The sequence below is a fragment of the Aureimonas altamirensis genome (genome assembly GCF_001463885.1).
GTDB classification, from domain to species: domain Bacteria; phylum Pseudomonadota; class Alphaproteobacteria; order Rhizobiales; family Rhizobiaceae; genus Aureimonas; species Aureimonas altamirensis.
In genome coordinates this window covers 427,452-450,216 of sequence record NZ_BBWQ01000011.1, presented here as the reverse complement: position 1 = coordinate 450,216, position 22,765 = coordinate 427,452, and the positions used below count along the sequence as shown (strand labels likewise).

At 65.3% G+C, this 22,765-nt stretch carries 24 protein-coding genes and 1 tRNA gene; 11 read left to right on the top strand and 14 right to left on the bottom strand.

From position 1 onward, the window contains the following. Positions 1-62: 62 nt before the first annotated feature. The 9 genes from rlmH to rplU form a co-directional block, all read right to left on the bottom strand. On the bottom strand, positions 63-545 hold the full coding sequence (gene rlmH, locus AUL31_RS09865) for a 23S rRNA (pseudouridine(1915)-N(3))-methyltransferase RlmH (protein ID WP_060605124.1): 483 nt from the start codon (positions 543-545) through the stop codon (positions 63-65). A gap of 12 nt (positions 546-557) precedes the next feature. Then, complete coding sequence (rsfS, locus tag AUL31_RS09860) at positions 558-1,022, bottom strand: ribosome silencing factor (protein WP_082646881.1); 465 nt, start codon at positions 1,020-1,022, stop codon at positions 558-560. A gap of 22 nt (positions 1,023-1,044) precedes the next feature. Further along, complete coding sequence (locus AUL31_RS09855; RefSeq protein WP_143190202.1) at positions 1,045-1,626, bottom strand: nicotinate-nucleotide adenylyltransferase; 582 nt, start codon at positions 1,624-1,626, stop codon at positions 1,045-1,047. Between the two features lie 50 nt (positions 1,627-1,676). After that, positions 1,677-2,951, bottom strand: a complete 1,275-nt coding sequence (locus AUL31_RS09850; RefSeq protein ID WP_060605121.1) for a glutamate-5-semialdehyde dehydrogenase — start codon at positions 2,949-2,951, stop codon at positions 1,677-1,679. After that, entirely contained in the window at positions 2,944-4,110 is a 1,167-nt protein-coding gene (proB, locus tag AUL31_RS09845) for a glutamate 5-kinase (RefSeq protein ID WP_060605422.1), read from the bottom strand. Before proB ends, AUL31_RS09850 begins: the two co-directional genes overlap by 8 nt. Then, positions 4,107-5,177: a GTPase ObgE gene (gene obgE, locus AUL31_RS09840; protein ID WP_060605118.1), complete on the bottom strand. Its 1,071-nt coding sequence runs from the start codon at positions 5,175-5,177 to the stop codon at positions 4,107-4,109. The genes proB and obgE overlap by 4 nt, the downstream gene beginning before the upstream one ends. A 118-nt stretch (positions 5,178-5,295) precedes the next feature. Beyond that, complete coding sequence (locus AUL31_RS09835) at positions 5,296-5,904, bottom strand: GNAT family N-acetyltransferase (protein WP_060605115.1); 609 nt, start codon at positions 5,902-5,904, stop codon at positions 5,296-5,298. 124 nt (positions 5,905-6,028) lie between these two features. Continuing rightward, positions 6,029-6,298 (bottom strand): 50S ribosomal protein L27, encoded by a 270-nt coding sequence (gene rpmA / locus AUL31_RS09830; protein WP_060605111.1) that lies wholly within the window; start codon positions 6,296-6,298, stop codon positions 6,029-6,031. Positions 6,299-6,416: 118 nt separating this feature from the next. Further along, a complete protein-coding gene (gene rplU, locus AUL31_RS09825; RefSeq protein WP_060605108.1) occupies positions 6,417-6,905 on the bottom strand; it encodes a 50S ribosomal protein L21 in 489 nt (162 codons plus the stop codon). A gap of 263 nt (positions 6,906-7,168) precedes the next feature. Between rplU and AUL31_RS09820 the strand changes: the two genes are divergently transcribed. The 11 genes from AUL31_RS09820 (at position 7,169) to AUL31_RS09770 (ending at position 18,609) form a co-directional block, all read left to right on the top strand. Then, a tRNA-Ser gene (locus AUL31_RS09820) sits at positions 7,169-7,258 on the top strand. A gap of 369 nt (positions 7,259-7,627) precedes the next feature. Then, positions 7,628-8,788 carry a transporter substrate-binding domain-containing protein gene (locus tag AUL31_RS09815; protein WP_060605105.1) on the top strand — a complete coding sequence of 387 codons (1,161 nt, stop codon included), beginning with the start codon at positions 7,628-7,630 and terminating at the stop codon, positions 8,786-8,788. Then, complete coding sequence (locus AUL31_RS09810; protein WP_060605102.1) at positions 8,785-9,438, top strand: ANTAR domain-containing response regulator; 654 nt, start codon at positions 8,785-8,787, stop codon at positions 9,436-9,438. Before AUL31_RS09815 ends, AUL31_RS09810 begins: the two co-directional genes overlap by 4 nt. A 23-nt stretch (positions 9,439-9,461) precedes the next feature. Next, the gene (locus AUL31_RS09805; RefSeq protein WP_060605099.1) at positions 9,462-10,697 is read left to right on the top strand and encodes an urea ABC transporter substrate-binding protein; all 1,236 of its coding nucleotides are present in this window, start codon (positions 9,462-9,464) and stop codon (positions 10,695-10,697) included. Between the two features lie 84 nt (positions 10,698-10,781). Continuing rightward, complete coding sequence (locus AUL31_RS09800; protein ID WP_060605096.1) at positions 10,782-11,654, top strand: ABC transporter permease subunit; 873 nt, start codon at positions 10,782-10,784, stop codon at positions 11,652-11,654. Positions 11,655-11,657: 3 nt separating this feature from the next. Beyond that, positions 11,658-12,737, top strand: a complete 1,080-nt coding sequence (locus tag AUL31_RS09795; protein WP_060605093.1) for a branched-chain amino acid ABC transporter permease — start codon at positions 11,658-11,660, stop codon at positions 12,735-12,737. Further along, on the top strand, positions 12,737-13,456 hold the full coding sequence (locus AUL31_RS09790) for an ABC transporter ATP-binding protein (RefSeq protein WP_060605090.1): 720 nt from the start codon (positions 12,737-12,739) through the stop codon (positions 13,454-13,456). The genes AUL31_RS09795 and AUL31_RS09790 overlap by 1 nt, the downstream gene beginning before the upstream one ends. Next, a complete protein-coding gene (locus AUL31_RS09785) occupies positions 13,449-14,165 on the top strand; it encodes an ABC transporter ATP-binding protein (RefSeq protein ID WP_060605087.1) in 717 nt (238 codons plus the stop codon). Before AUL31_RS09790 ends, AUL31_RS09785 begins: the two co-directional genes overlap by 8 nt. A gap of 40 nt (positions 14,166-14,205) precedes the next feature. After that, positions 14,206-15,204: an acetamidase/formamidase family protein gene (locus tag AUL31_RS09780; protein ID WP_060605083.1), complete on the top strand. Its 999-nt coding sequence runs from the start codon at positions 14,206-14,208 to the stop codon at positions 15,202-15,204. A gap of 69 nt (positions 15,205-15,273) precedes the next feature. Then, on the top strand, positions 15,274-17,016 hold the full coding sequence (locus AUL31_RS09775) for a nitrilase-related carbon-nitrogen hydrolase (protein ID WP_060605080.1): 1,743 nt from the start codon (positions 15,274-15,276) through the stop codon (positions 17,014-17,016). 168 nt (positions 17,017-17,184) lie between these two features. Continuing rightward, positions 17,185-18,609, top strand: coding sequence for an SNF2-related protein (locus tag AUL31_RS09770; protein ID WP_060605420.1), 1,425 nt, complete (start codon positions 17,185-17,187; stop codon positions 18,607-18,609). 9 nt (positions 18,610-18,618) lie between these two features. On the opposite strand, the gene AUL31_RS09765 is transcribed toward AUL31_RS09770, so the two are convergent. Genes AUL31_RS09765 through AUL31_RS09745 form a run of 5 tightly spaced genes read right to left on the bottom strand, consistent with a single transcriptional unit; the run spans position 18,619 to position 22,758 of the window. Beyond that, positions 18,619-19,362 (bottom strand): ATP-binding cassette domain-containing protein, encoded by a 744-nt coding sequence (locus tag AUL31_RS09765; RefSeq protein WP_082646880.1) that lies wholly within the window; start codon positions 19,360-19,362, stop codon positions 18,619-18,621. Further along, complete coding sequence (locus AUL31_RS09760) at positions 19,359-20,195, bottom strand: ABC transporter permease subunit (protein WP_060605072.1); 837 nt, start codon at positions 20,193-20,195, stop codon at positions 19,359-19,361. Before AUL31_RS09760 ends, AUL31_RS09765 begins: the two co-directional genes overlap by 4 nt. Next, the gene (locus AUL31_RS09755; protein WP_060605069.1) at positions 20,192-21,148 is read right to left on the bottom strand and encodes a sulfonate ABC transporter substrate-binding protein; all 957 of its coding nucleotides are present in this window, start codon (positions 21,146-21,148) and stop codon (positions 20,192-20,194) included. Before AUL31_RS09755 ends, AUL31_RS09760 begins: the two co-directional genes overlap by 4 nt. Positions 21,149-21,178: 30 nt before the next feature. Further along, entirely contained in the window at positions 21,179-21,919 is a 741-nt protein-coding gene (locus AUL31_RS09750; RefSeq protein WP_060605065.1) for an ABC transporter ATP-binding protein, read from the bottom strand. Between the two features lie 2 nt (positions 21,920-21,921). Next, complete coding sequence (locus AUL31_RS09745) at positions 21,922-22,758, bottom strand: ABC transporter permease (RefSeq protein WP_060605062.1); 837 nt, start codon at positions 22,756-22,758, stop codon at positions 21,922-21,924. Positions 22,759-22,765 lie beyond the last annotated feature (7 nt).

The following is a 22,765-nucleotide window of genomic DNA, read 5'->3' as shown; positions in this document are numbered from 1 at the left end:
CACAATGCGATGTTAGGCCGGGCCGGTTAAAGAATCCATCCGCCGCACCGCCGCAGCGGGCCTTATCGCCGGTGATAGGGGTGGCCGGCCAGGATGGTGGTGGCGCGATACAACTGCTCGGCGACGAGGATGCGCGCAAGCTGATGCGGCCACGTCATCCGGCCTAGGGCGATGATGGACGATGCCTGCGAGCGAAGCGACGGAGACAGCCCGTCCGGCCCCCCGATGACGATGCCGAGATCGCGCACGGGCTCGTCCCTGAGCGCCGCAAGGCGCAGGGCGAATTCATCCGAATTCGGCGTCTTTCCCGTTTCGTCCAAGACCATCAATGCGGCTTTGTCCGGCAGGGCGGCAAGGATGCGCGCCGCCTCGTCGGCCTTGCGCGCATCGGCATCGGCGGCCCGCGATTCGGTAAGCTCGACCACGCCGGCGAAATCCAGCCCGAGCGGCGCGCCGCTCTTGCGCAGACGCGTCAGATAACGGGCCGCAAGCTCCTGTTCCGGCCCGGCCTTCATGCGGCCGACGGCAATCAGCGTCATGCGCACGCGGCGGCCCGCTCAGTGCAGCTTCGGATCCTGATCCACGGCCGACCACATCTTCTCGATATTATAGAAGCTGCGCACTTCCGGCCGGAAGATGTGGATGATGATGTCGCCGGTGTCGATGAGCACCCAGTCGCCATTGGTCAGGCCTTCCACCTTGGCGGGGCCGAATCCATTGTCCTTCAGGTCTCTCAACAGGTGGTCCGCAACGGCGCTGACATGGCGGTGAGAGCGGCCGGAGGCGATGACCATATGGTCCGCGAGGGCCGACTTTCCCTTGAGGTCGATCGAGACGATCTCCTCGGCCTTGGAATCGTCGAGGCTTGCGATGACCAGATCGATGGCGTTCCGGTCGGCCGTACGGTCGCCGGAGGGCGCGTCGGAAGCAACGTCCGGGACGTCCTTCGTTTCAGGCGCGGGGGTCAGTTGACAGGCTCCTTCTTGCTGCAAACGGTGCGGCGATTGTGTTCCAACTTGCATATCGTGTCCAGTTCGATGCCGATCAAGCATTGCTGCGCAATGCTGTTGATGAGAGAGCCGAGCGCGGCCCATGAAGAAAAACCCAGGCCGGCGGCCGGGCGCCGGGCAGCGCCCGGGCCGAGCGCTCCGGCATGCGCCAGCGTTGAAAACGCTGCGCCATGGGAGAGGATAGGAGCGACAGGGTTGATCCCGGGCGGTCCACGACCGCGATCGGCATTGCCGCCGCGATAAACTGCCAGTCCTGCCAGCGGTGGAACGTCGCCAGGCTGTCGGCGCCCATCACCCACACAAATTCTACGTCGCGGCGGCGTGCGGCCACCAGCCGCACCGTGTCGGCGGTAAACCGGATGGCGGCGGCCGCCTCGAATGCCGTGACATCGATACGCGGATCGCGGGCCAACGCTTCCGACAGCGCCAGCCGCTCGCCCAGTGGCGCAAGGACCCCATGGTCTTTCAACGGGTTGCCGGGCGTCACCATCCACCACAGACGGTCGAGGCCAAGCCGGCGCAGCGCCGTTTCCGCCACCAGCAGATGGCCGCGATGGGGCGGGTTGAACGATCCGCCGAACAGGCCGACGCGCATGCCGGCCATGGTGAACGGCATGCGCAGGGCGTGGGCGGGCAGGGGCCATTCGGGGGCTGAGAAGCCCGCGTTCACGGCCTCAATTGCCCGGTGCCATGGACGCGGTAGTTGAAGCTCGTCAATTGCTCGACCCCAACCGGACCGCGCGCGTGCATCTTGCCGGTGGCGATGCCGATTTCCGCACCCATGCCGAACTCTCCACCATCGGCGAATTGCGTCGAGGCGTTATGCAAAAGAATCGCGGAATCGATCGCCCGCATGAAGCGGTCGGCGGTTGCCGCATCGTCGGTGACGATGCACTCGGTGTGGTGCGAGGAATAGGTCTCAATATGGTCGATCGCCCCCTCGACGCCATCCACCAGGTCTACCGAAATGATGGCGTCCAGATACTCTGTCCGGAAATCCTCGTCGGTGGCGGCATTGGCGGCCGGGTACAGGGCGCGGACGGCATCGGAGCCGCGGATCTCGCAGCCCTTGGATGCCAGAGCGTCGAGGATGGGCGACAGATGCGTCTCTGCCACCGCCCTGTCGACAAGGAGCGTTTCGGCCGAGCCGCAGATGCCGGTGCGCCGCATCTTGGCGTTGACGGCGATATCGCGCGCCATGTCCAGTTGCGCGGCCCGGTCGATATAGACATGGCACAGGCCTTCCAGATGCGCGAAGACCGGTACGCGCGCCTCTGTCTGCACCCGCTCCACGAGGCTGCGGCCGCCGCGCGGCACGATCACGTCGATTGCGCCGCCAAGCCCTTTCAGCATCTCGCCAACGGCAGCACGGTCGGCCGTCGGCACGATCTGTATGGCGTCTTCGGGTAGCCCGGCCGCCTGCAGCCCGCTGGTCAGCGCCCGATGGACAGCGGCTGAGGAGCGCGCGCTGTCGGAGCCGCCACGCAGGATGACGGCGTTGCCGGAAGCAAGGCACAGCGCCCCCGCGTCTGCCGTCACATTGGGGCGGCTTTCGTAGATGACACCGATCACGCCGAGCGGCGTGCGCACGCGCTCGATCCTCAGCCCATTGGGCCGGGTCCAGGCATCGATGACCGCGCCGACGGGATCGGGCAGGGCGGCCACGGCCTCGATGCCGGAGGCGATCCCGGCGATGCGACCTTCATCCAGCACCAGCCGGTCGATCAGCGCGGCGGAAAGCCCGGCTTCCCGCGCCTGCGCGACGTCCTGCGCATTGGCCGCCAGTATATCCGCTTCGGCACGCCGGACGGCGGCGGCCATGGCAAGAAGCGCCTCATGGCGCAGCGCCGACGGAGCCTGCGCCAGCAGGCGCGCTGCCGCGCGCGCCCGCGTGCCGATGTCCGCCATGACGCTTTCGATACCGGCGCTGTCGTCACGCATCGTATGTCTCCGATTTCTCTCCGGATGCCCCATCGCCCTGTCGCGGGCTGACGACGAGATCGTCGCGATGGATCATCGCCGTGCGCGGCGCATGGCCAAGGATGCGTTCCACATCGCTGCTGCGATGGCCGGCGACGGCGCGCGCATCTTCAGCGTCGTAGGCGACGAGGCCACGCGCCACCTCGTGGCCGGCCTCGTCTTCCACCACGATCGTGTCGCCGCGTCCGAAGGTTCCGTGCACGGCCCGCACGCCCGCCGGCAGCAGGCTGCGACCGCGGCGCAGGGCGTCCACCGCGCCGGCATCGACGGTCAGGCGCCCCAGCGTGTTGAGGTGCCCGGCGATCCACCGCTTGCGCGAGTTGACCGCACTGGACGCGGGGGCAAAGAAGGTCGCGCGTTCGCCGGCCTCGATTGCCGACAGCGGGCTCATGCGGTTGCCGGCGGTGACGATCATGGCCACCCCGGCTTCCGTCGCGATTCGGCCGGCATCGATCTTGGTTTTCATGCCGCCGCGGGAGAGCTGCGAGGCGGCGGCCCCGGCCATCGCCTCGATCTCGGGCGTGATGACCGCGACATGCGGGATATGACGCGCATCCGGATTTTGGGCCGGCGGCGCGGTGTAGAGCCCGTCGATGTCGGACAGAAGCACCAGCAGGTCGGCGGACATCATGGTCGCCACCCGCGCGGCCAGCCTGTCATTGTCGCCGTAACGGATTTCCGCAGTGGCGACGGTGTCGTTTTCGTTGATGACGGGGATCGCGCCGAAGCCGATCAACGTCTTGATGGTGGCGCGGGCGTTCAGATAGCGGCGTCGCTCTTCGGTATCGCCGAGCGTCAGCAGAATCTGCCCGGCTTCCAGCCCATGCGCGCCCAGCACTTCGGAGTAGACGCGCGCCAAAGCGATCTGGCCGACGGCCGCCGCCGCCTGGCTTTCGTCGAGGCGCAAGGGCTTGGGCTGCAGCCGCAACACATTGCGGCCGAGCGCGATGGCGCCCGACGATACCAGCAGCACCTCGTGCCCCGCACGGACCAGGCGAGCAACGTCGTCGGCAAGGCTTTCCAGCCAGGCGCGCCGCAGCCCGCTTTCGCGGTCGACCAGCAGAGCCGAGCCGATCTTGATGACGATACGGCGATAGGCCGAAAGGGATGTGTCGCTCACCGACGCCAATCCTCTTCATTCATACGATGGCCGAAGCGGCTTGCATCTTCCTCGGCCAGCCGCTCACCAGCCTCGTCGGCGAAGCTGTCGATGTGCCGGCGCAGCAGACGCAACGTTTCGGGCAGGCCCTCGCGGCTGACGGCGGACAGGGCGATGACCCGGTGGCCGACCTCGGCTTCCAGCGCCGCCAGCTTTTCGGCCCGGATTTCGGGCGACAGGGAATCGATCTGCGACAAGGCGACGATCTCCGGCTTGTCTGTCAGGCCACCCTCGTACAGCTCCAGCTCGCGCCGCACGGTACGGTAGGCATGCGCGACATCCTCCTCCACACCGGATACCAGATGCAGCAGGACGCGCGTACGCTCGACATGGCCCAGGAAGCGGTCGCCGATGCCGACCCCCTCATGCGCACCCTCAATCAGGCCGGGAATATCGGCGATGACGAATTCGGTGCTGTCGACCGAAGCGACGCCGAGGTTGGGATGCAAAGTGGTGAACGGATAATCGGCGATCTTCGGCCGCGCCGCCGTCACGGAAGCCAGGAACGTCGACTTGCCGGCATTCGGCAGGCCCACAAGGCCGGCATCGGCAATCAGCTTGAGCTGCAGCCAGATGGTCAGTTCTTCGCCCGGCAGGCCGGGGTTGGCGCGGCGTGGAGCCTGGTTCACGGATGTCTTGAAATAGGCGTTGCCGAAACCGCCATTGCCGCCGGCAGCAATGCGGAACACCTCGCCGACTTCCGTCAGGTCGCAGATCAGCGTCTCGCCGTCCTCGGCAAAGACCTGCGTGCCGACGGGCACCTTCAGCGTCACGTCGGCGCCCTTGCCGCCCGTTCGGTTGCGGCCCATGCCGTGCATGCCCGTCTTGGCGCGGTAATGCTGCTGGTAGCGATAGTCGATCAGCGTGTTGAGGCCCGAAACGGCCTCCACGAAAACGTCGCCGCCGCGCCCGCCATCGCCACCGTCCGGCCCGCCGAACTCGATGAACTTCTCGCGGCGAAACGAGACGGAGCCGGAGCCGCCGTCGCCGGACCGTACATAGACCTTGGCCTTATCGAGAAACTTCATCTTATGCCTTCATCCTTGGCTGCCGGGAGCGGGCGGTTCCGTCCTCGGCGTGCTTGCCCCGTTTCTTAAGCCAACCACGCGAAGAATTGAACGCCCGCCGCAGCTTGTTTTGCGGCCGTCAGCTCACCTGGTCCAGTTCGCCGGCCGGCACCGGCGACGTATCCCGCACCCAGGACTTCAACGACAGCCAGCATCGGCGGTCCATGCGGTAGGATTCGCTGGCCACCCGGCCCGCGACGGCCGACACATCCATACCGACGCCCTGATAGTGGAAACCGCATTTGTGGATCACGCGGCGCGAGGCGTTGTTGATGACGCGGCAGCGGATCTCCACCGCCTCCGCCGCCAGTTCGCCGAAGGCATAGTCGATCACGGCATGCGCCGCTTCGGTGGCATAGCCCTTGTTCCAGAAGGGACGGCCAAGCCAGTATCCGAGGTCGAGCGCGTCGCTATCATCCTTCTCGCGCAGCGATATAAGGCCCATGAAGGCGTCGTCGGCGTTGCGCATGATGGCGAAGGTCAGTTCGTGGCGCGTGCGCGCCAGAAACTCTTTCGCATCCTCCAGCCGGTAGGGGTAGGGGATGCGCGCCGTCATCTCGGCGATGTGCCTGTCATTGGCCAGCGTGGCAATTGCGGGCGCATCGTCCATCCGAACTTCCCGCAGGGTCAGTCTGCGGGTTGGTAACGGACTGAGTTCTTCCTCTATCCACAAATCGTCCGAAGGCATCGGGGTCCACTTTCCACGAAAAGAAACGGGGAGATGGCGGCCCATCTCCCCGTTTTATCGCTTTACCCGAACCTGTTCGGTTAAAGCGCCGGGTCGGTGGGACGCCGGCGCTTGGAAGCCAGCGTCACTCGGCGGCTTCGGCGGTCGGCATAATCGATACGTAGGTGCGCCCTTGCGCTTTGGTCTGGAAGTTCACGACGCCGTCGGTGGTCGCAAAAAGGGTATGGTCGCGGCCGATGCCTACATTGACGCCCGGGTGCCAGCGCGTGCCGCGCTGACGCACGAGGATATTGCCGGCGATGACGCGCTCGCCGCCGAACTTCTTTACGCCGAGGCGTTTGGACTCGGAGTCGCGACCGTTGCGGGAAGAACCGCCTGCCTTTTTATGTGCCATTGTTCAGTCTCCTGATCTCATCCACATGGTGGAGCCCATCCTGGGCTGCGCTGCCATGCATGTTCAATTTCGTTCACGCCGGCCGAAGCCGGCCTGATCTCACCTTGGGCGGGGCCGCTCAGGCCTCGTCGCCCGCAGCGTCCTTCTTCTTGGTGGCGCGGGGCTTCTTCGGCGCGGCCTCTGCGGCCTCCACCTTTTCGGCCTTCGGCTTAGCGGCGCGCTTGGGCTTGTCGCCCTCGACTGCCGTATCCTCGACCTTCGCCTCGCTTACCTTGGCGGCCTTTTCCTTCTTGGACGGGGCCTTGCCGTCGGTCAGGATCTCGCTGATGCGCACCAGCGTCAGGTCCTGGCGGTGACCGCGCGTGCGCTTGGAGTTCTGGCGACGACGCTTCTTGAAGGAGATCACCTTCGGGCCGCGCGTCTGCTCGACGATCTCGGCCACGACACTGGCGCCGGCCACGAAGGGCGCGCCGATCGTGGTGCCGACCATCAGCACCTCTGCGAAGGAGACGCTGTCACCGGCTTCGCCGGCTACGCGCTCGATCTCGAATTCGTCGTTGGCGGCGACGCGATACTGCTTACCGCCGGTTTTGATGACTGCGAACATGCCATGTACCTTTATCAGGGGATCGGCTCTCGGGGTTACCGGGCCATCTTCTTTTGATTCTTGGGTCTTCAGGGCTTTTGAGCCCGCGCGCTGCATAGCCGATGCGCTGCCCTGCGTCAACGCCGAAAGCCCGGCGTCTGCGGCATCCGAAGCGATTGATGGCGCCTTAAGGGAAATTGGCTCTTGTGCGCCGGGGGCAAGCTTTGATATGCACCGCACGCGCTTTCAGGCGCAACCACGAAAGTCCGGTTTCACCGGCGGCCGGAGAGGTGGCAGAGTGGTTGAATGCACCGCACTCGAAATGCGGCATGCCTGCAAGGGCATCGGGGGTTCAAATCCCTCCCTCTCCGCCATCCAATAAAAATCCGCAAAATGATAAGTGCTGGCTAAGGGTCGTGCTGTCAGGCGATGGCTGATGACGTGGGCTGTACCGAAGCCTCCTGTCACTGGAAAACAAACCTCCACGGCTGTACCCAGCGGGCTTGGCGCGCAATCCGTACGGAAGTCCTGTGCGCAGGGGCGTCGCGCGCCTCGTTTTGTTCGCGATAGGCGCCATTGCCAACTTTAAAAAATAGCCAGTTGACATGGCCGCGTTTTGTCGTCAGCCTAAACATTAGTCGCAGGGCAGGGCTGCCCAAAAATGCGACATTTGATCGACGATATTTCGGCAGCTTCGCCCCGCAGCATCTGATGCTGAGGGGTTTCGTTCGTTGGGCAGTTCCATGACGGCTATGCGCATCCCCATCGGTATCGTCTTCTCCGCCACCGGCTCGTATGGAACCGTCGGGCGCACGATGCAGAATGGCGCACTGCTGGCTTGCCACCAGATCAACTCCCAGACGGACGGCAATCTGCGCATCGAGCCCGTCGTGATCGACCCGGGCAGCCGCCTCGAAGCCTACGTCCCAGCGGTCGAAGGGCTTCTGGCACAGAACATCCGTCATATCGTCGGCTGCTACACCTCTTCTGCGCGCAAAGAGATAATCCCGATCTTCGAGAAGCGCGATGCGCTCCTCTGGTATCCCACGCATTATGAGGGATTCGAGAGTTCGGAGAACGTCGTCTACACCGGGGCGGCACCCAACCATCACATCCTGCCGCTGGTCGAGTTTCTGGTGGCGCGGCACGGGCGACGCGCCTTCTGCATCGGCTCCAACTACATCTGGGCCTGGGAAAGCAACCGGGTTCTACGCGAAGAGCTGATACAGCGCGGTGGTACCGTGATGGCCGAGCGTTATCTGTCGGTCGGCGAGACTGAGATGGCGCATATCGTCTCGGCCGTCATCGATGCGCGGCCCGACTTTGTCTTCAACTCCCTGATCGGGGAGTCCGCCTATGCCTTCTTTCGGGCGATGCGCGCCGAATGCAAGCGACGCGGCATCGACCAGATCGGCGACATGCCGATTGCCAGCTGCAACCTGTCAGAGCCCGAACTGGTCGAAATCGGACCGGAGGCCATCGACGGCCATCTCAGCTCCTCGGCCTATTTTGCCTCCATCGACACGCCGGCCAACAGGGCCTTCGTCGCCGACTATGCCAAGCACTTCCCGCACGGTCCTGCCGCATCGGGCGAGGCGGAGTCAGCCTATGTCGCCGTGAGGCTGCTGGCCCAGGCACTGGCGCAAGCGGGTTCCGACGACATCGCTGCCGTGAAACACTGCGTCGCCAGCCAGACTCTCGATGCCCCACAAGGGGCCGTCTCGATCGACCCCGATACGCTGCATGCCTATCTCACCCCCCGCATCGGACGCTCGCGCCGCGACGGACAGTTCGACGTCCTGGTCGAGGCGCCGGCTCCGGTGCGGCCGGACCCTTATCTCGTGCGGTCCTCCGAAGCCCTGGAGCAGCCAATCCTGCGTCCCATCCTGAAGGTGGTGTCATGAGCGTCGCGCGCCTCGTCCAGAACTTCAGCCAGCGCCGTGCGCTGATCGCCTCCGGCGACCCGCGGGCAATCGAGTCTCTAACCGCGACGCTGCGAAAGCTGGGCTTGAGCGTCGACACGCTGGAGGGTTGCGAGGCCGGCCAGAAGCCTGTGGCATTCCAGGGTGATCCGACGCGCGACATCCTGTTTCTCGACGGAGACCTCAATGCCGCCGAGGGCGGTGCGTTCGGATATGACGCAGTGCTTCCGGCGGTTCCGGTGATCGGCCTTGTCGGCGTAGAGGCGCCGAGCCGGCTCCGCACGCTGATGACGGCGGGGGCCACCGCCTTCCTGCCCAAGCCGATCTATGGCGGATCGGTCTATTCGGCCCTCTATCTCGGGGTCAACGAGCACGCGCGCCGCGCCCGGCTCCAGGCCGATGTCGAAGAGCTCGAAGCCCGGCGTCGTCTTCGCCGCCATGTCATCCGCGCCGTCGTCGAAATCATGGCCGCACGCAATCTCGACGACGAGGGTGCCTACCAGATCCTCCGACGCGAGGCGATGCGCGAACGCCTGGCACTGGAAACCTACTGCGAACGGCTCGCTCTTTCCGGAGCGCCGCCGCCCGCTGTTGATACGGCGCACCTGCTCCGCCAGGCCGTCGCGGACTGAACCTCCCAATCCGAAGGAGACAAATGATGAAGAAGCGATCCTCCGGCGCCCTCGCGGCGCTCGGAACACTCCTCCTGTTGTCTGGTGCCGCCCTCGCGCAGGAGCCGATCAAGCTCGGCGTCCTGGAGGATCAATCCGGCGACTTCGCCGTGGCGACGATCGGCAAACTGCACGGCATCCAGCTCGCCGCCGACGAGATCAACGCATCGGGCGGAATCGCCGGCCGGCCGCTGGAACTTGTCGTCTATGACACCCAGTCCGATAACACGCGCTACCAGGAGTTCATGCGCCGCGTCCTGCAGCGTGACAAGGTGGACGCAGTCTTCGCCGGCTTCTCGTCCGCCTCGCGCGAAGCCTATCGGCCGATCGTCAACCAGTTCGATGCGCTGGCCTTTTACAACAATCAGTACGAGGGCGGCGTCTGCGATGCCAACATGATCGTGACGGGCGCCGTCCCGGAACAGCAGTTCTCCACGCTCCTGCCTTATATGCTGGAGACATACGGCAAGAAGGTCTACACGATCGCCGCCGACTACAATTTCGGCCAGATCTCGGCCGAGTGGGTTCGCAACATTGTCAAGGAGAACGGTGGCGAGATGGTGGGCGAGGAGTTCATCCCGCTCGGCGTGTCCCAGTTCTCGCAGACCATCCAGAATATCCAGGCGGCCAAGCCCGACTTCATCGTGACGCTTCTGGTCGGGACGGCGCAGGCCTCCTACTACGAGCAGGCGGGCGCGGCGAACGTGGCCCTGCCGATGGCATCCTCGGTCAATGTCGGCCAGGGCTACGAGCACAAGCGCTTCAAGCCGCCGAGCCTGGCCAATATGTACGCCACGGTGAATTACATCGAGGAAGTCGATACGCCGGCCTCCAAGGCCTTCGTCGAGAAGTGGCACCAGAAGTTCCCGGATGAGCCCTACATCAATCAGGAAGCCGAGAACTCCTACACCGCCGTCTACCTTTACAAGTCCATGATCGAGCGGGCCGGTGGCAAGACCGACAAGGAATCGCTGCGCGCCGAGATCGCCAAGGGCGATGTCTGCTTCGACGCGCCGGAGGGCAATGTCTGCCTCGACCCGAAGAGCCAGCATATGTCCCATACGATCTATCTCGCCAAGGTCGAGGACGATCACTCGATCTCCTTCCCGAAGGTCTGGAACGACATCAAACCCTACTGGCTGGGGGATTCGGGCTGCGATCTGACCAAGAACGATCCGAGCGAGCAGTACACGCCCTCCAACCCGCCGCCGAAGGGCTGACGACCTCCGCGTGACACCGCACCGGCCGGGCCTTGCGGGCTCGGCCGGCCCATTCTCGACGGCTCACAGACATCGGATGGCACTATGGACGTCTTCTACGGCGCCTTCACCTTTCTTTACCAGGCGGGCGACGCCTTCGCCTTCCTCGTCCTCTCGGCCTGCGGCCTGGCCGTGATCTTCGGCATGATGGGCGTCATCAACCTCGCCCACGGCGAGTTCATCCTGTGCGGTGCCTACGTTTCGGCGAGCGCGGCGCGGATGGGCCTGCCCCTGCCGCTTGCCATCCTCGTCGGCGCCCTGGTTGCAGGGCTTGTCGGCATGGTGCTGGAGCGCCTCGTGATCCGTCACCTCTACGATCGCCCGCTCGACACGATCGTGGCGACCTGGGGCATCTCGATGATTGCGACACAGGGAACGCTTATCCTCCTTGGATCGTCCATGCCCGGAACCGGCACGCCTTTCGGTTCCTTCTCCGTCGGCTCCTATTCCTATTCCGTCTATCGCCTGGTGCTGGTCGGATCGGCGCTCCTCATGCTGCTCTGTCTCTGGCTTCTCTTCACCAAGACTCGCTTCGGCCGGCTGGCCCGCGCCACGATCCAGGTGCCGCACATCGCCGAGGCGCTCGGCGTCAACACCAACCTCATCTACTCGCTGACCTTCGGTCTCGGCGCCGCGCTGGCAGGCCTTGCGGGCGGTCTCTACGCCCCGACCATGACGCTGGTGCCGACCATGGGCTCGGCCTTCGTGGTGGAGGCCTTCGTTACCGTGGTGGTCGGCGGAGCCGATGTCTTCCTAGGAACCGCGCCAGCGGCCGCGATCCTCGGCATCGTCAAGGCGGCGCTGACCTCCTGGCAAGGGCAACTCTTCGGCCAGATCGGCCTCCTCGTCGCGGTGATCGTGGTGATCCGCGTCCTGCCCCGGGGCATCTCGGGCCTCATCCTGCGCGAGAGGGCATAAGCCATGGCGACCGCAAGCAAGAGGCCTGGCCTCCTCGCCCTCCTCGAAGGCCCGCAGACGCTCGGCAAAGGGCCGAAATTCTGGACTTCGTTCGCCGTCGTCCTCGCCGCCGCCTGCGCCTATCCGCTGTTTGCGGACGGGTACGATGTCGGCAACAACGTCTACTTCTTCAACTGGGCCTTCATGGCCTTGGGCCTCAGCCTGGTCTGGGGGTATGGTGGCGCGCTCACCTTCGGGCAGACAGCTTTCTTCGGCGTCGCCGGCTACACCTACGGCATCATTTCCATCAACTTCGGCGATGCCTACGGCCTGACGCTCTTCGCGCTCATCGCCTCGGTCGCCACTTCGGCGCTTCTGGCAGCCATCCTTGGCTACTTCCTGTTCTTCGGGCGCATCTCGGGCGTGTTCCTGGGCATCGTGACACTATCGGTGACGCTGGTTCTGGAGCGCTTCATGGCCCAGACCGCTGGTCCGGAATGGAAGGTGGGCACGGCGCGGCTCAACGGCTTCAACGGTATGGGCGGCATGCCCTCGCTGACCATCCCTTGGCCGGGCGGCGACATCGCGCTGTTTCCCGACGTGCCGCTCTACTACGTCACGCTCGCGCTGCTTGTCACAACCTACCTCGCCCTTCGCATGCTTGTGAACTCGCGCTTCGGCAACGTGCTCGTCGCCATCCGCGAGAACCCGCAGCGTGCCGAAATGCTTGGCTATGACATCCGCCGCTACCAGCTCGCCGCCTTTGTCATCGGCTCGGCGCTGGCAGGGCTGTCCGGCGTGCTCTACACCTCCTGGGGCAACTACATCACGCCCGCCTCCATGGGCATGACGGCGGCCTCGCTGCCCATTGTCTGGGTCGCGGTCGGCGGACGGTCGGATCTGACCACCACGCTCCTCGGCACCCTTCTCGTCCTCGGCGGCTTCCAGGCGCTGACGATCTACGGCAGCCAGTATGCACTGGTCGTCATGGGCCTGCTCCTGGTCGCCACCGTGCTGCTGGCGCCGAACGGCCTTGTCTACGGTCTCGGGACACTTCTGTCGGGCCGGCTGCGCCGCCGTGTCCGCGAGCGGGAGGCGCTCTGATGTCGGCCATCCTCGAAACCCGCGCGCTGAACAAGTGGTTCGGCGGCCTTCACGTCACGGGCGGCATCGATTTTGCGGTGAAGACGGGCGAGATCCACTGCCTGATCGGCCCGAACGGCGCAGGCAAGAGCACATTCTTCCGATTGATCCTGGGCGAGCACATGCCGACAAGCGGCACGATCCTCTATGACGGTGCCGACATCACCCGCGAAAAACCGTTCCAGCGCATCCGGCGCGGCATCTCGGTTAAATTCCAGGTGCCGGGCATCTTCAAGGCCCTGTCGGTACGCCAGAACCTTCAGATCGCCCTCCAGCATCACAGAGGCGATATCTCGCTCGCCGAGGAGATCGACCGCCTCCTGGAGTTTCTCAAGCTGAAGGACGATGAGCGGACGCTCGCCGGCAACCTCAGCCATGGCCAGAAGCAGTGGCTGGAGATCGGCATGGCAATCGCGCTCAAGCCCCGGCTCCTGCTCCTGGACGAACCGACCGCCGGCATGACGCCCGACGAGACCTTCGCGACGGGCGAGATGGTCCAGGCGCTGAACCGCGATGGCGTCAGCGTGCTCGCCGTCGAGCACGACATGGCGTTCGTGCGCCAGATCGCGCAAGCCGTCACCGTTCTCCACTTCGGCAAGATCTTCGCGCAGGGGTCGATCGACGAAATCGTCGCGGACGACCGCGTAGCCGCCATCTACCTGGGAGAGGTCCATGCGTAGGGAGGTGATCCTCAACACGACGGGCCTCTGGTCGGGCTATGGCGGCAAGCCGGTGCTCCAGGGTGTCGACATGCAGGTTCACGAGGGCGAGATCGTCGCAGTGATCGGCCGCAACGGGGTGGGGAAATCCACCCTGATGAAAAGCCTGATCGGGCTCCTGCCCACGGACAGGGGTTCGGTCGTCTTCCGCGGCAGCGCCATCGACACGCTCTCGGCGCACAAGCGTGCACGGCTCGGCATCGGATACGTGCCGCAGGGACGCGACGTCTTCCCGCGGATGAGCGTGCTCGAGAACCTCGCGATCGGCGAGGAAATCTCCGGCAAGCGGGCGCCGAAGGACCGCCTCGACCAGATTTTCTCCTTCTTCCCGATCCTTGCCGAGCGGCGCGACCAGCGTGCCGGCACCATGTCGGGCGGCCAGCAGCAGCAGCTTGCCATCGGTCGTGTCCTGATGGGCGCGCCCGCCCTGATCCTTCTCGACGAGCCGTCCGAGGGCATCCAGCCCAACATCGTGCAGGACATCGCCCGGATCATGGTCGAGCTGAACCGCGCCACCGGCGTCACGGTCGTCTTCGTGGAGCAGAACATCGACATGATCCGCGCCATGGCGAGCCGGGCTTACGTCATGGACAAGGGTCGCATCACCAACGAGATCGCGCCGGACGCGCTGGAGGACCGCGATGCGGTCCGCCGCTACCTTGCCGTCTGAGCGCCGGACCATCAGCAGACACACAACAGGAGGCTCTAACATGAGCTGGTTTCAGGATTCCCTCATGGCCCGCCGGGCCGTCGCCAAGGGCGAAGCGCGCAGCGAGCACGCCATCACCGAAGAGACGCAGGGCAAGTATCACTACGTCTACGGCGCCTTCGTCGAACCCGTCCTGACCGTCGATCCGGGCGCGGTCGTCTCGGCCGAAACGCACGACGCCTTCGAGGGGGCGATCCAGACCGAACAGGACATGCCCAGCGAGAAGCTGAACTTCCCGTATCTCAACCCGCAGAACGGCCCGATCTACGTCAATGGCGCGGAGAAGGGGGACTGTCTTGCCGTCTACATCAAGAGCATCGTGCCGCGGGGGGCCCAACCGCGCGGCACCACGGTGATCATGCCCGAGTTCGGCGGCCTCGTGCCGACGGCCGACACGGCGCTTCTTACCGAGCCATTGCCCGAGCGTGTGAAGAAGCTTCATGTGGATGCCGAGACGGGCGTTGTCTGGAACGAGCGGATCACGCTGCCTTACGAGCCCTTCATCGGCACGATCGGCACGGCGCCCGAGATCGAAGCGATCTCTTCGTTGGTGCCCGACTACTACGGCGGCAACATGGATCTGCCCGATGTCGCGCCGGGTGCGGTCGTCTACCTGCCCGTCAACACCAAGGGCGCCTATCTCTATCTCGGCGATTGTCACGCGGCGCAGGGGGACGGCGAATTGTGCGGCGTTGCCGTCGAGCACCCGACCGTGACGACCGTCCAGATCGACCTGATCAAGGGCTGGACGATCCGGACCCCGCGCCTCGAGAACGAGTCCTTCTACATGACGGTCGGCTCGTCGCGGCCGATGGAGGACGCGGCGCGCGGCGCTTATCGCGAGCTGATCCGCTGGCTGGCCAAGGATTTCGGCTTCGACGAGCTCGACGCCTACATGCTGCTCACTCAGTGCGGGCGTATCCGCCTCGGCAACATGGTCGATCCGAAATACACGGTCGGCGCCTCCATCCTGAAGTCGATCGCCGGCACGCCGCGCTGATTGACCGACCGGCCGACGCGACGCGGCGGCCGGGCCTTTCCTTCGTCAGCATTCCCGCGGAGCCAGACCATGCCCGTCCCCTTCAAGGCTGCGGCCGTCCAGTTCGAACCCACAATGTTCGATAAGGAGCGCAATATCGAGACTTTGCTGGCCCTGGTCGGCGAGGCGGCGGATGCGGGTGCGCGGTTGATCGTGACGCCCGAGATGGGCACGACCGGCTACTGCTGGCACGAGCGATCGGAGGTCGCGCCCTTCGTCGAACCGATCCCCGGCCCGACCACCCGGCGCTTCGCGCAACTTGCGCACGAACGAAACTGCTTCCTTGTCATCGGCATGCCGGAGGTCGATCCGGCGACGAACCTTTACTACAATTCCGCCGTGCTTATCGGCCCCGAAGGCATTGTCGGAACGCACCGCAAGACGCACCCCTATATATCGGAGCCGAAATGGGCGGTGTCTGGCGATCTCGGACACGAGGTCTTCGAGACGGAGATCGGGCGCATCGCGCTTCTGATCTGCATGGACATTCACTTCGTCGAGACGGCGCGCCTGGCGGCCCTGAAGGGGGCCGACGTCATCTGCCACGTATCGAACTGGCTCGCCGAGCGCACGCCCGCGCCCTACTGGATCAACCGCGCCTTCGAGAACGGCTGCTATCTGATCGAGGCGAACCGCTGGGGGCTCGAGCGGGGTGTTCAGTTTTCGGGTGGCTCCTGCATCATTTCGCCCGACGCGGATATCCTGGCCGTCGTGGATGGTGGCGACGGCATCGCCTATGCCGAAATCGATCCGGCCCGTGCGCGAGCGCGCACCGTCTGGGGCGAGCCGATTTTGAAGCAGCGTCGGCCGGACCTCTACATGGAGCTGATGACCAACACTTTCGCCTGGAATCCTAGCGACTTCTTCCGTCTCTACGGTCACCGACCGCTGCCCGAAGGCCGCAAAGCCAAGGTCGCAGTGGCGGAGATGGAGCCGGCGGACGACCCGGCCGCAAACCTGCAGACGATTGCCGAGACCGCAAAAGAAATTGCACTGGAGGGTGCGGAGCTTATCGTATTTCCCGAACTGGCGCTGACGGGTCTTTCTCGGCCGGCCGAGACGGCGGTCGCCACCGATGCACCCACGCTGGTGCATCTCCAGCGCATTGCCGCCGACCTCGGCATCCATCTTGTCGCGGGCTTTGCGGAGCGCGACGGAGAAGACTGCTACAACAGCGCCGTTCTTGCCGGACCGGAGAGCATTGTCGGCACCTATCGCAAGATCCATCTGACCGAGGCCGAGAGGGGCTGGGCTCGGGCAGGGGATTCCTGGGCCGTCTTCGACCTGCCTTTCGGGCGCCTTGGCCTCCTGATCGGGCATGACATGAGCTTTCCGGAAGCAGGGCGGATACTGGCGTTGAAGGGCTGTGACCTCATCGCCTGTCCCGCTGCCGTCCGGGACCGGTTCCATGCCTCCCATGACGGCACCAGCATCGCCCAGCCTGCACCGATCCCCACCGGTGCCGATCCGCTGCATTGGCACCAGTACCGGGTCCGCGCGGGCGAGAACAATTGCTGGCTCGCCTTTGCCAATGTGCGCGCGCCTCTCGACGGCTATCCGGGCCTGTCCGGCGTCTTCGGGCCCGACACGTTCCTGTTCCCTCGGCAGGAGGCGGTTGTACTCGACAACGAGAGCTACGCGCTTGCCGAGATCGACACGAGCAGCCTGGGCGGGCCTTACCCGACGCATGTTGCGCGTCGGAAGGACCTCGTGCTGATGCGCCAGCCGCATCACTACGGCGATCTCGTTGCCCCTCGAGCCGAAGGATCATAAGCGATCCCATACCTCCGGGGTTCAGCCTGTGATGAGTGACTATCGTGGAAACCGCTTGGGAAGATGCGATATGTCCAGCCGAAATGGATCGGTGCTTGCCAATGAGCGCGTATAAGGCGACCAGAGCACACGCCTCATCCAGGCAGATCATCAATAACCGGAGTGAACGTGTCGAAAGCAGCGTCTTCCGCAGCGAATGAGCCGCTATTCGTCCCGCGCCCGCACCAGATCGAGGCGCGCGATTCTATCCTGGCAGCCAGAGCGCGCGGCCGGCCGGGTTTTCTGCTCGGCGATCTGACGGGGTTGGGAAAGACACTGTCGGCGTGGAGCGCCATTTGCGCAATGCCGGACCCGGAAGTGCTGATCATCTGCCCGAAGGGCGCGATCCCGCAGTGGCAACGCACGATCGCCGGCTCGCCTGCCAGTGGCAAGAGAGTGACCATCATGAACTTCGAGAAGACGAAGTCCCTGATGGCGCCGCCAAGCTCCAGCACCCGGCGCTCGACGCGGGCAAAGAACAACGAACTCGCCAAGCTCGGAACGCTCAAGCGGCGCTGGCCGCTGGTGGTGATCGACGAGAGCCATCGCATTCGCAACCCGTCATCGCAGCAAGGGCTGGTCTGTCGGCATCTGGCCGCTGCGGCCGACTTCGCGATCTACATGAGCGCGACGGCGGGCCAGTCTCCGCACGAACTGTCCTATCTCGGCAGGCTGCTTGCCTTTGCCACCGGAGGACACACCGGCGACATGAACGAATTTCGTGCCCTGATGAAGCGCCTGAAAATCGGCCGGCCACGCGGACGGTGGAAGAACTGGAGCTGGGAGCCGAACGAAACCGACCGGCAGGTGATGTCCGGGCTCCTGTATCGCGGCGACAACGCGATCGGCTTGCGTCGGCGGCCCGAACAGATCGCCGGCTGGCCCGAAGTGCAGCGGGAACTGGCGCCCACGGCGCTGGATGCCGAAGCCACACGGCTTTACGATTCCACCTGGCGGGAGTTCCGGCGCGAGCTCGGCCTTGCCGGCGGATCCACCCGGCGGCCGACAGGCTGGGCGGCGGACCTGCGCTTTCGGCAGAAGGCCAGCCTGATCCGCGTGAAGGGCACCGCCGACTTCGTCTGCGATCTTCTGGAGGTGGGCCAGCAGGTGGCGATCTCGGTCGCCTTCCTGGAGACCAGCGCGATCCTGGCAGACAGCCTTCGCGGCCGGGGGTGGAGCGTCGGCGAGATCAACGGCAATGGTGCCGGCGACGCGAATGAGAAGACGCGTGTGGCGTTCCAGACGGGGCAGCTCGATGTCGTCATCCTCACGGTGACGGAGTCGATCTCGCTGCATCGTGGTGAGATGGAAGGCGGTGACCGGGAGCGCTCGCTCGTCGTGCATGACATGCGCCACAGCGCGATTCAGCTTCAGCAGATCGAGGGCCGCTGCCACCGCGATGGGCAGCGCGCGGTGATCTATTACACCTTTGCCGAGGGCACGGTCGAAGAGCGGATCGCCGCCATCGTCATCGCCCGGATGGCGTCGATGGACGGAATGGCGGGGGACGACACCGCGCTGCTCGACGCGATAGCGCTGGAACTCCAGGCCTGAGCGCTCCGCTTATACGGCGGCCAGCACCTCGGCCTGTAAGGCGACTGCGTCCGCGTCGGTCAATTCGCGGCGTGGTCGCGGAAGGTCGATGGCGATGTCGAGGGCGATGACACCATCGCGCAGTACGATGACACGGCCTGCCAGGGCAACCGCCTCGGCGACGTCGTGGGTGATGAGAACGGTGGTAAAGCCGCTCCGCAACCACAGACCTTCCAGCAGGGCGTGCATCTCGAGCCGGGTGAGGGCGTCGAGCGCGCCGAAGGGCTCGTCCAGCAGCAGGACATGCGGGTCGCTTGCCAGCGCGCGCGCCAGCGCCACCCTCTGCTTCTGCCCGCCGGACAAAACGCGTGGCCAGTCCATCGCACGGTCGAGAAGCCCGACATCGGCAAGGCAGCCTTGCGCGCGGGCGCGCCAGCCCTCGCCACGGGCAATGCCGACATTGTCCAGCACCCTGGCCCATGGCACCAGGCGCGGCTCCTGAAAAAGCAGCCGCGTGCTGGCGCGGCGGGCAGTCGCCGGCACACCATCGATCTCCGCCTTGCCCGCCGTCGGCACGTCAAGGCCGGCCAGCAACCGCATGAGCGTCGATTTTCCACCGCCGGACCGCCCGACGACGGCCAGAAACTGGCCGGCCGGCACATGCAGATCCAGACGCCGCAGGACCGGCCTGTCGTCGAAGGATTTGGTAAGCCCGGCCAGCCGGATATTGAAACCGCCCTGCTGCGACAAAGGTCTTTCAGCGGCTGCGCTCATGGCCGATCCCCCTGCTTTGATGCGTAGGCGGGGTGCCAGGCAAGAACACGCCGCTCGATGGAACGCGTGGCCGCGTCGGCCGCCTTGCCGAGCAGGGCGTAGATGAGGATGCCGAGAATGACGATGTCGGTCTGCAGGAACTCGCGCGCATTCATGGTCATGAAGCCGAGCCCGGTAGAGGCCGAGATCGTTTCAGCCACGATCAGCGTCAGCCACATGAAACCCAGCGCATAGCGCAGGCCGACGAGTATGGAGGGCAGGGCGCCGGGCAGCACAATCCGGGTCAGGATCGCCCGTCGAGACAGCCCGTAGACTTCGGCCATCTCGACGACCTGATCGTCCACGGTGCGCACCCCATGAAACGTGTTGATGTAGATGGGGAAGAACACACCGATGGAAACCAGGAATATCTTGGCCGTCTCGCCGATGCCGAACCATAGGATGACCAGCGGTATCAAAGCCAGATGCGGGATATTGCGCAGCATCTGGACCGTACTGTCCAGAAACACCTCGGCCGGCTTCCAGAGCCCGGTTGCAAGCCCGGCCGCAAAGCCGAGCCCGCCGCCGATAATAAGGCCGATGAAAGCGCGCTCTGCCGATGCCGCTGTGTTGAGGATGAGGCTGCCATCCATGAGCGTTCGCCAGAAGGCGAGGGCGATGGTGGAAGGCGCCGGCAGAAGGCGGGCATTGACGAAACCCGCTTGCGCCGCGACTTCCCATGCGACCAGTATGGCAAGGGGCAATGCCCATGGGGCCAGCCAGCGCAGCCATGTGCGCCAGGCATGGCGCCGGCCGCCGACCACCCGGGAGGGCGTCTGTGCCACGCTCGTCATGCACCGAGATCCGCGACCGCATCTGCGATGGAGATGGCGGAAGGGATAAGCCCCAGCTCATGAAACGTGTCGGCTATGGCCTGCTGCTGGGCCACGACCGCGTCGGTCAGCGGCGTGACGCCGTAGGATTGCCGCGCCAGCGCTACGGCCAGCACATCCGCCGGTATTCCGACATTGGGCGCAAGCTGCGCTGCAGCCTCTCCGGTATTGGCGCTGACCCAGACATCCGTTTCGCCGATCGCGGCCAGAAGCTGCTGCACCGCCTCGCGGTGGTCGTCGACGAGGTCTCGTGTGCCAAGGTAGAACTGGTGGTTGGGTACGATCCCTTCGCCATTGCGCAGTTCGCGTGCCTCGATGGCCACTTCCGCCGCCGCCTGGAATGGATCCCATATGGCCCATGCATCCACGGAGCCGCGCTCGAAGGCGGCGCGGCCATCTGCCGGCGGCAGGAAAACGGTGGTGACGTCGCTGTAGGACAGGCCGGCATCTTCCAGCGCCTTGACCAGAAGATAATGGACGTTCGAGCCGCGATTGAGCGCCACCGTCTTGCCCTTCAGGTCGGCCACCGTCTGCAACGGGCTGTCCTTAGGAACAAGGATTGCCTCGCCGCGCGGGGCCGGCGGCTCGTGCGCGACATAGACCAGCGGCGCGCCGGCTGCCTGGGCGAAGATCGGCGGCGCCTCGCCGGTGGAGCCGAAGTCGATCGCCCCGACATTGAGGGCTTCAAGCAGTTGCGGCCCGCCCGGAAACTCGGTCCATGTCACCTGGTAGCCTGTGCCGGCGAGTTTCTTTTCCAACAGGCCGCTGCCCTTCAACAGCACGAGCGTGCCGTATTTCTGGTAGCCGATACGCAGGGTTTTCTCCTGCGCGCGCGCCGGGGCGCCGAAGCCCATGATCGGATTGGCGATGGCGGCCGCCGTCAGGATCGAGAAGGTGCGTCGTGTGATGCTCATTGCCTGTCTTCTCCTTTGAACGGCTGCCGCTCAATGCGGGCGGCCAATGGCTTCGTCCAGCGCAAGGCGCACCCGTCGTACGGCGGCCTCGAATTGCGGCGAGATGCGCTGGCGCGGACGCGGGACGTCGATGGCGATTTCGGCGGATACACGCCCGGGGTGGGAGCGCATGACAAGGACGCGGTTGGCCAGGGCGACGGCCTCGTCGATGTCGTGCGTCACGATGATGAAGGTGCGCTTGTCTCGCTGCCACAAGGCGACGAGGTGGTCCTGCAACTCGGTGCGGGTGATCGCATCGAGTGCCGAGAAGGGCTCGTCCATCAAGAGCACCGATGGCTCGGGTGCCAGCGCCCGTGCAATGGCGACGCGTTGGGCCTGCCCGCCGGACAGCTCTTTCGGCCAGCGCTGCGCGTAGCTTCCCAGTTGCACGGCGTCCAGAAGCGCCGATACCCTCGCGCGGCGCTGCCCGGCCGGCAGGTGCCGCAGCCCGAACCCGACATTGTCGGCAACGGTAAGCCACGGCAGCAGACGCGGCTCCTGGAAAACCATGCCGATCTCTTCGACCGGCCGGGTCACCGCATTGCCCATCAGCCGCACCGCGCCACGGCTTGCCCCGTCGAGCCCCGATATGAGGCGCAGCAGCGTGGACTTGCCACAGCCGGAGCCGCCCACGATGGCGACGATCTCCCCCTCCGCGACGTCCAGGTCCAGCCCGGCCAATGCCGTCGTGCCGTTGGGATATACTTTCGAAAGCTGCTCGATCGAAAGCATCGTCATGCCCCCTGTCCGTGTGTGTCCTGCCAGCGCAACAGCGGCGTGAAGGCAGCGGCAAGCAGCGCGTCCGTTGCCTTGCCGAGCACGGCGAAGGCGATGATGGCCGCCACGATCTGTGTCGGCTTGCCAAGCTGCTGGCCGTCGATGAGCAGGTAGCCCAACCCGGCGGACGCCCCCATGAACTCGGCCGCGACGACGAACATCCAGCCAAGGCCGAGGCCCGTCCGCAACGCGGTCACGAAGGCCGGAAGGGTGGACGGAAGCAGAATGCGAACGATGGTTTGCAGCGGCGTCAGCCGGTGGATGCGGCCAACCTCGACGATCTTCCGGTCCACCGTCAGGAGCGCCGAACTGACACCCAGATAGACCGGGAAAAAGACACCGACGGCGATCAACGTGACTTTCGATGCCTCGAAAATGCCGAACCAGAGAATGAACAGCGGCACCCAGGCGATCGAGGGGATGGAGCGCAGCGCCTGCAATGTCGGGTCCACCGCCTCTCGCGCAAGGCGCCAATAGCCGGCGGTCGCGCCGAGCACGGTGCCGGCTGCCGCGCCGGCAAGAAAGCCGGTGGCAACGCGCCAAAGCGTGATGCCTGCATGGTGCGCAAGCGCGCCGTCAGCCGAAAGCGAAACCAGTTCCGCCCATATGCGCGACGGCGGCGGCAGCAGGCGACCGCTGGAAAGCCCGGCGGCAACCGCCGCCTCCCACGCCAGTGCAACCACCACCGGCAGGACAAGGGCAATGGCCAACCGTCGCGGCCAGCCGACGCCGGAGCGTGGCGCATCGGCAAGGTTTGCCGTGTCGTGCGGCGCAGTGTCGGCGACAAGCGTCATGGGTGCG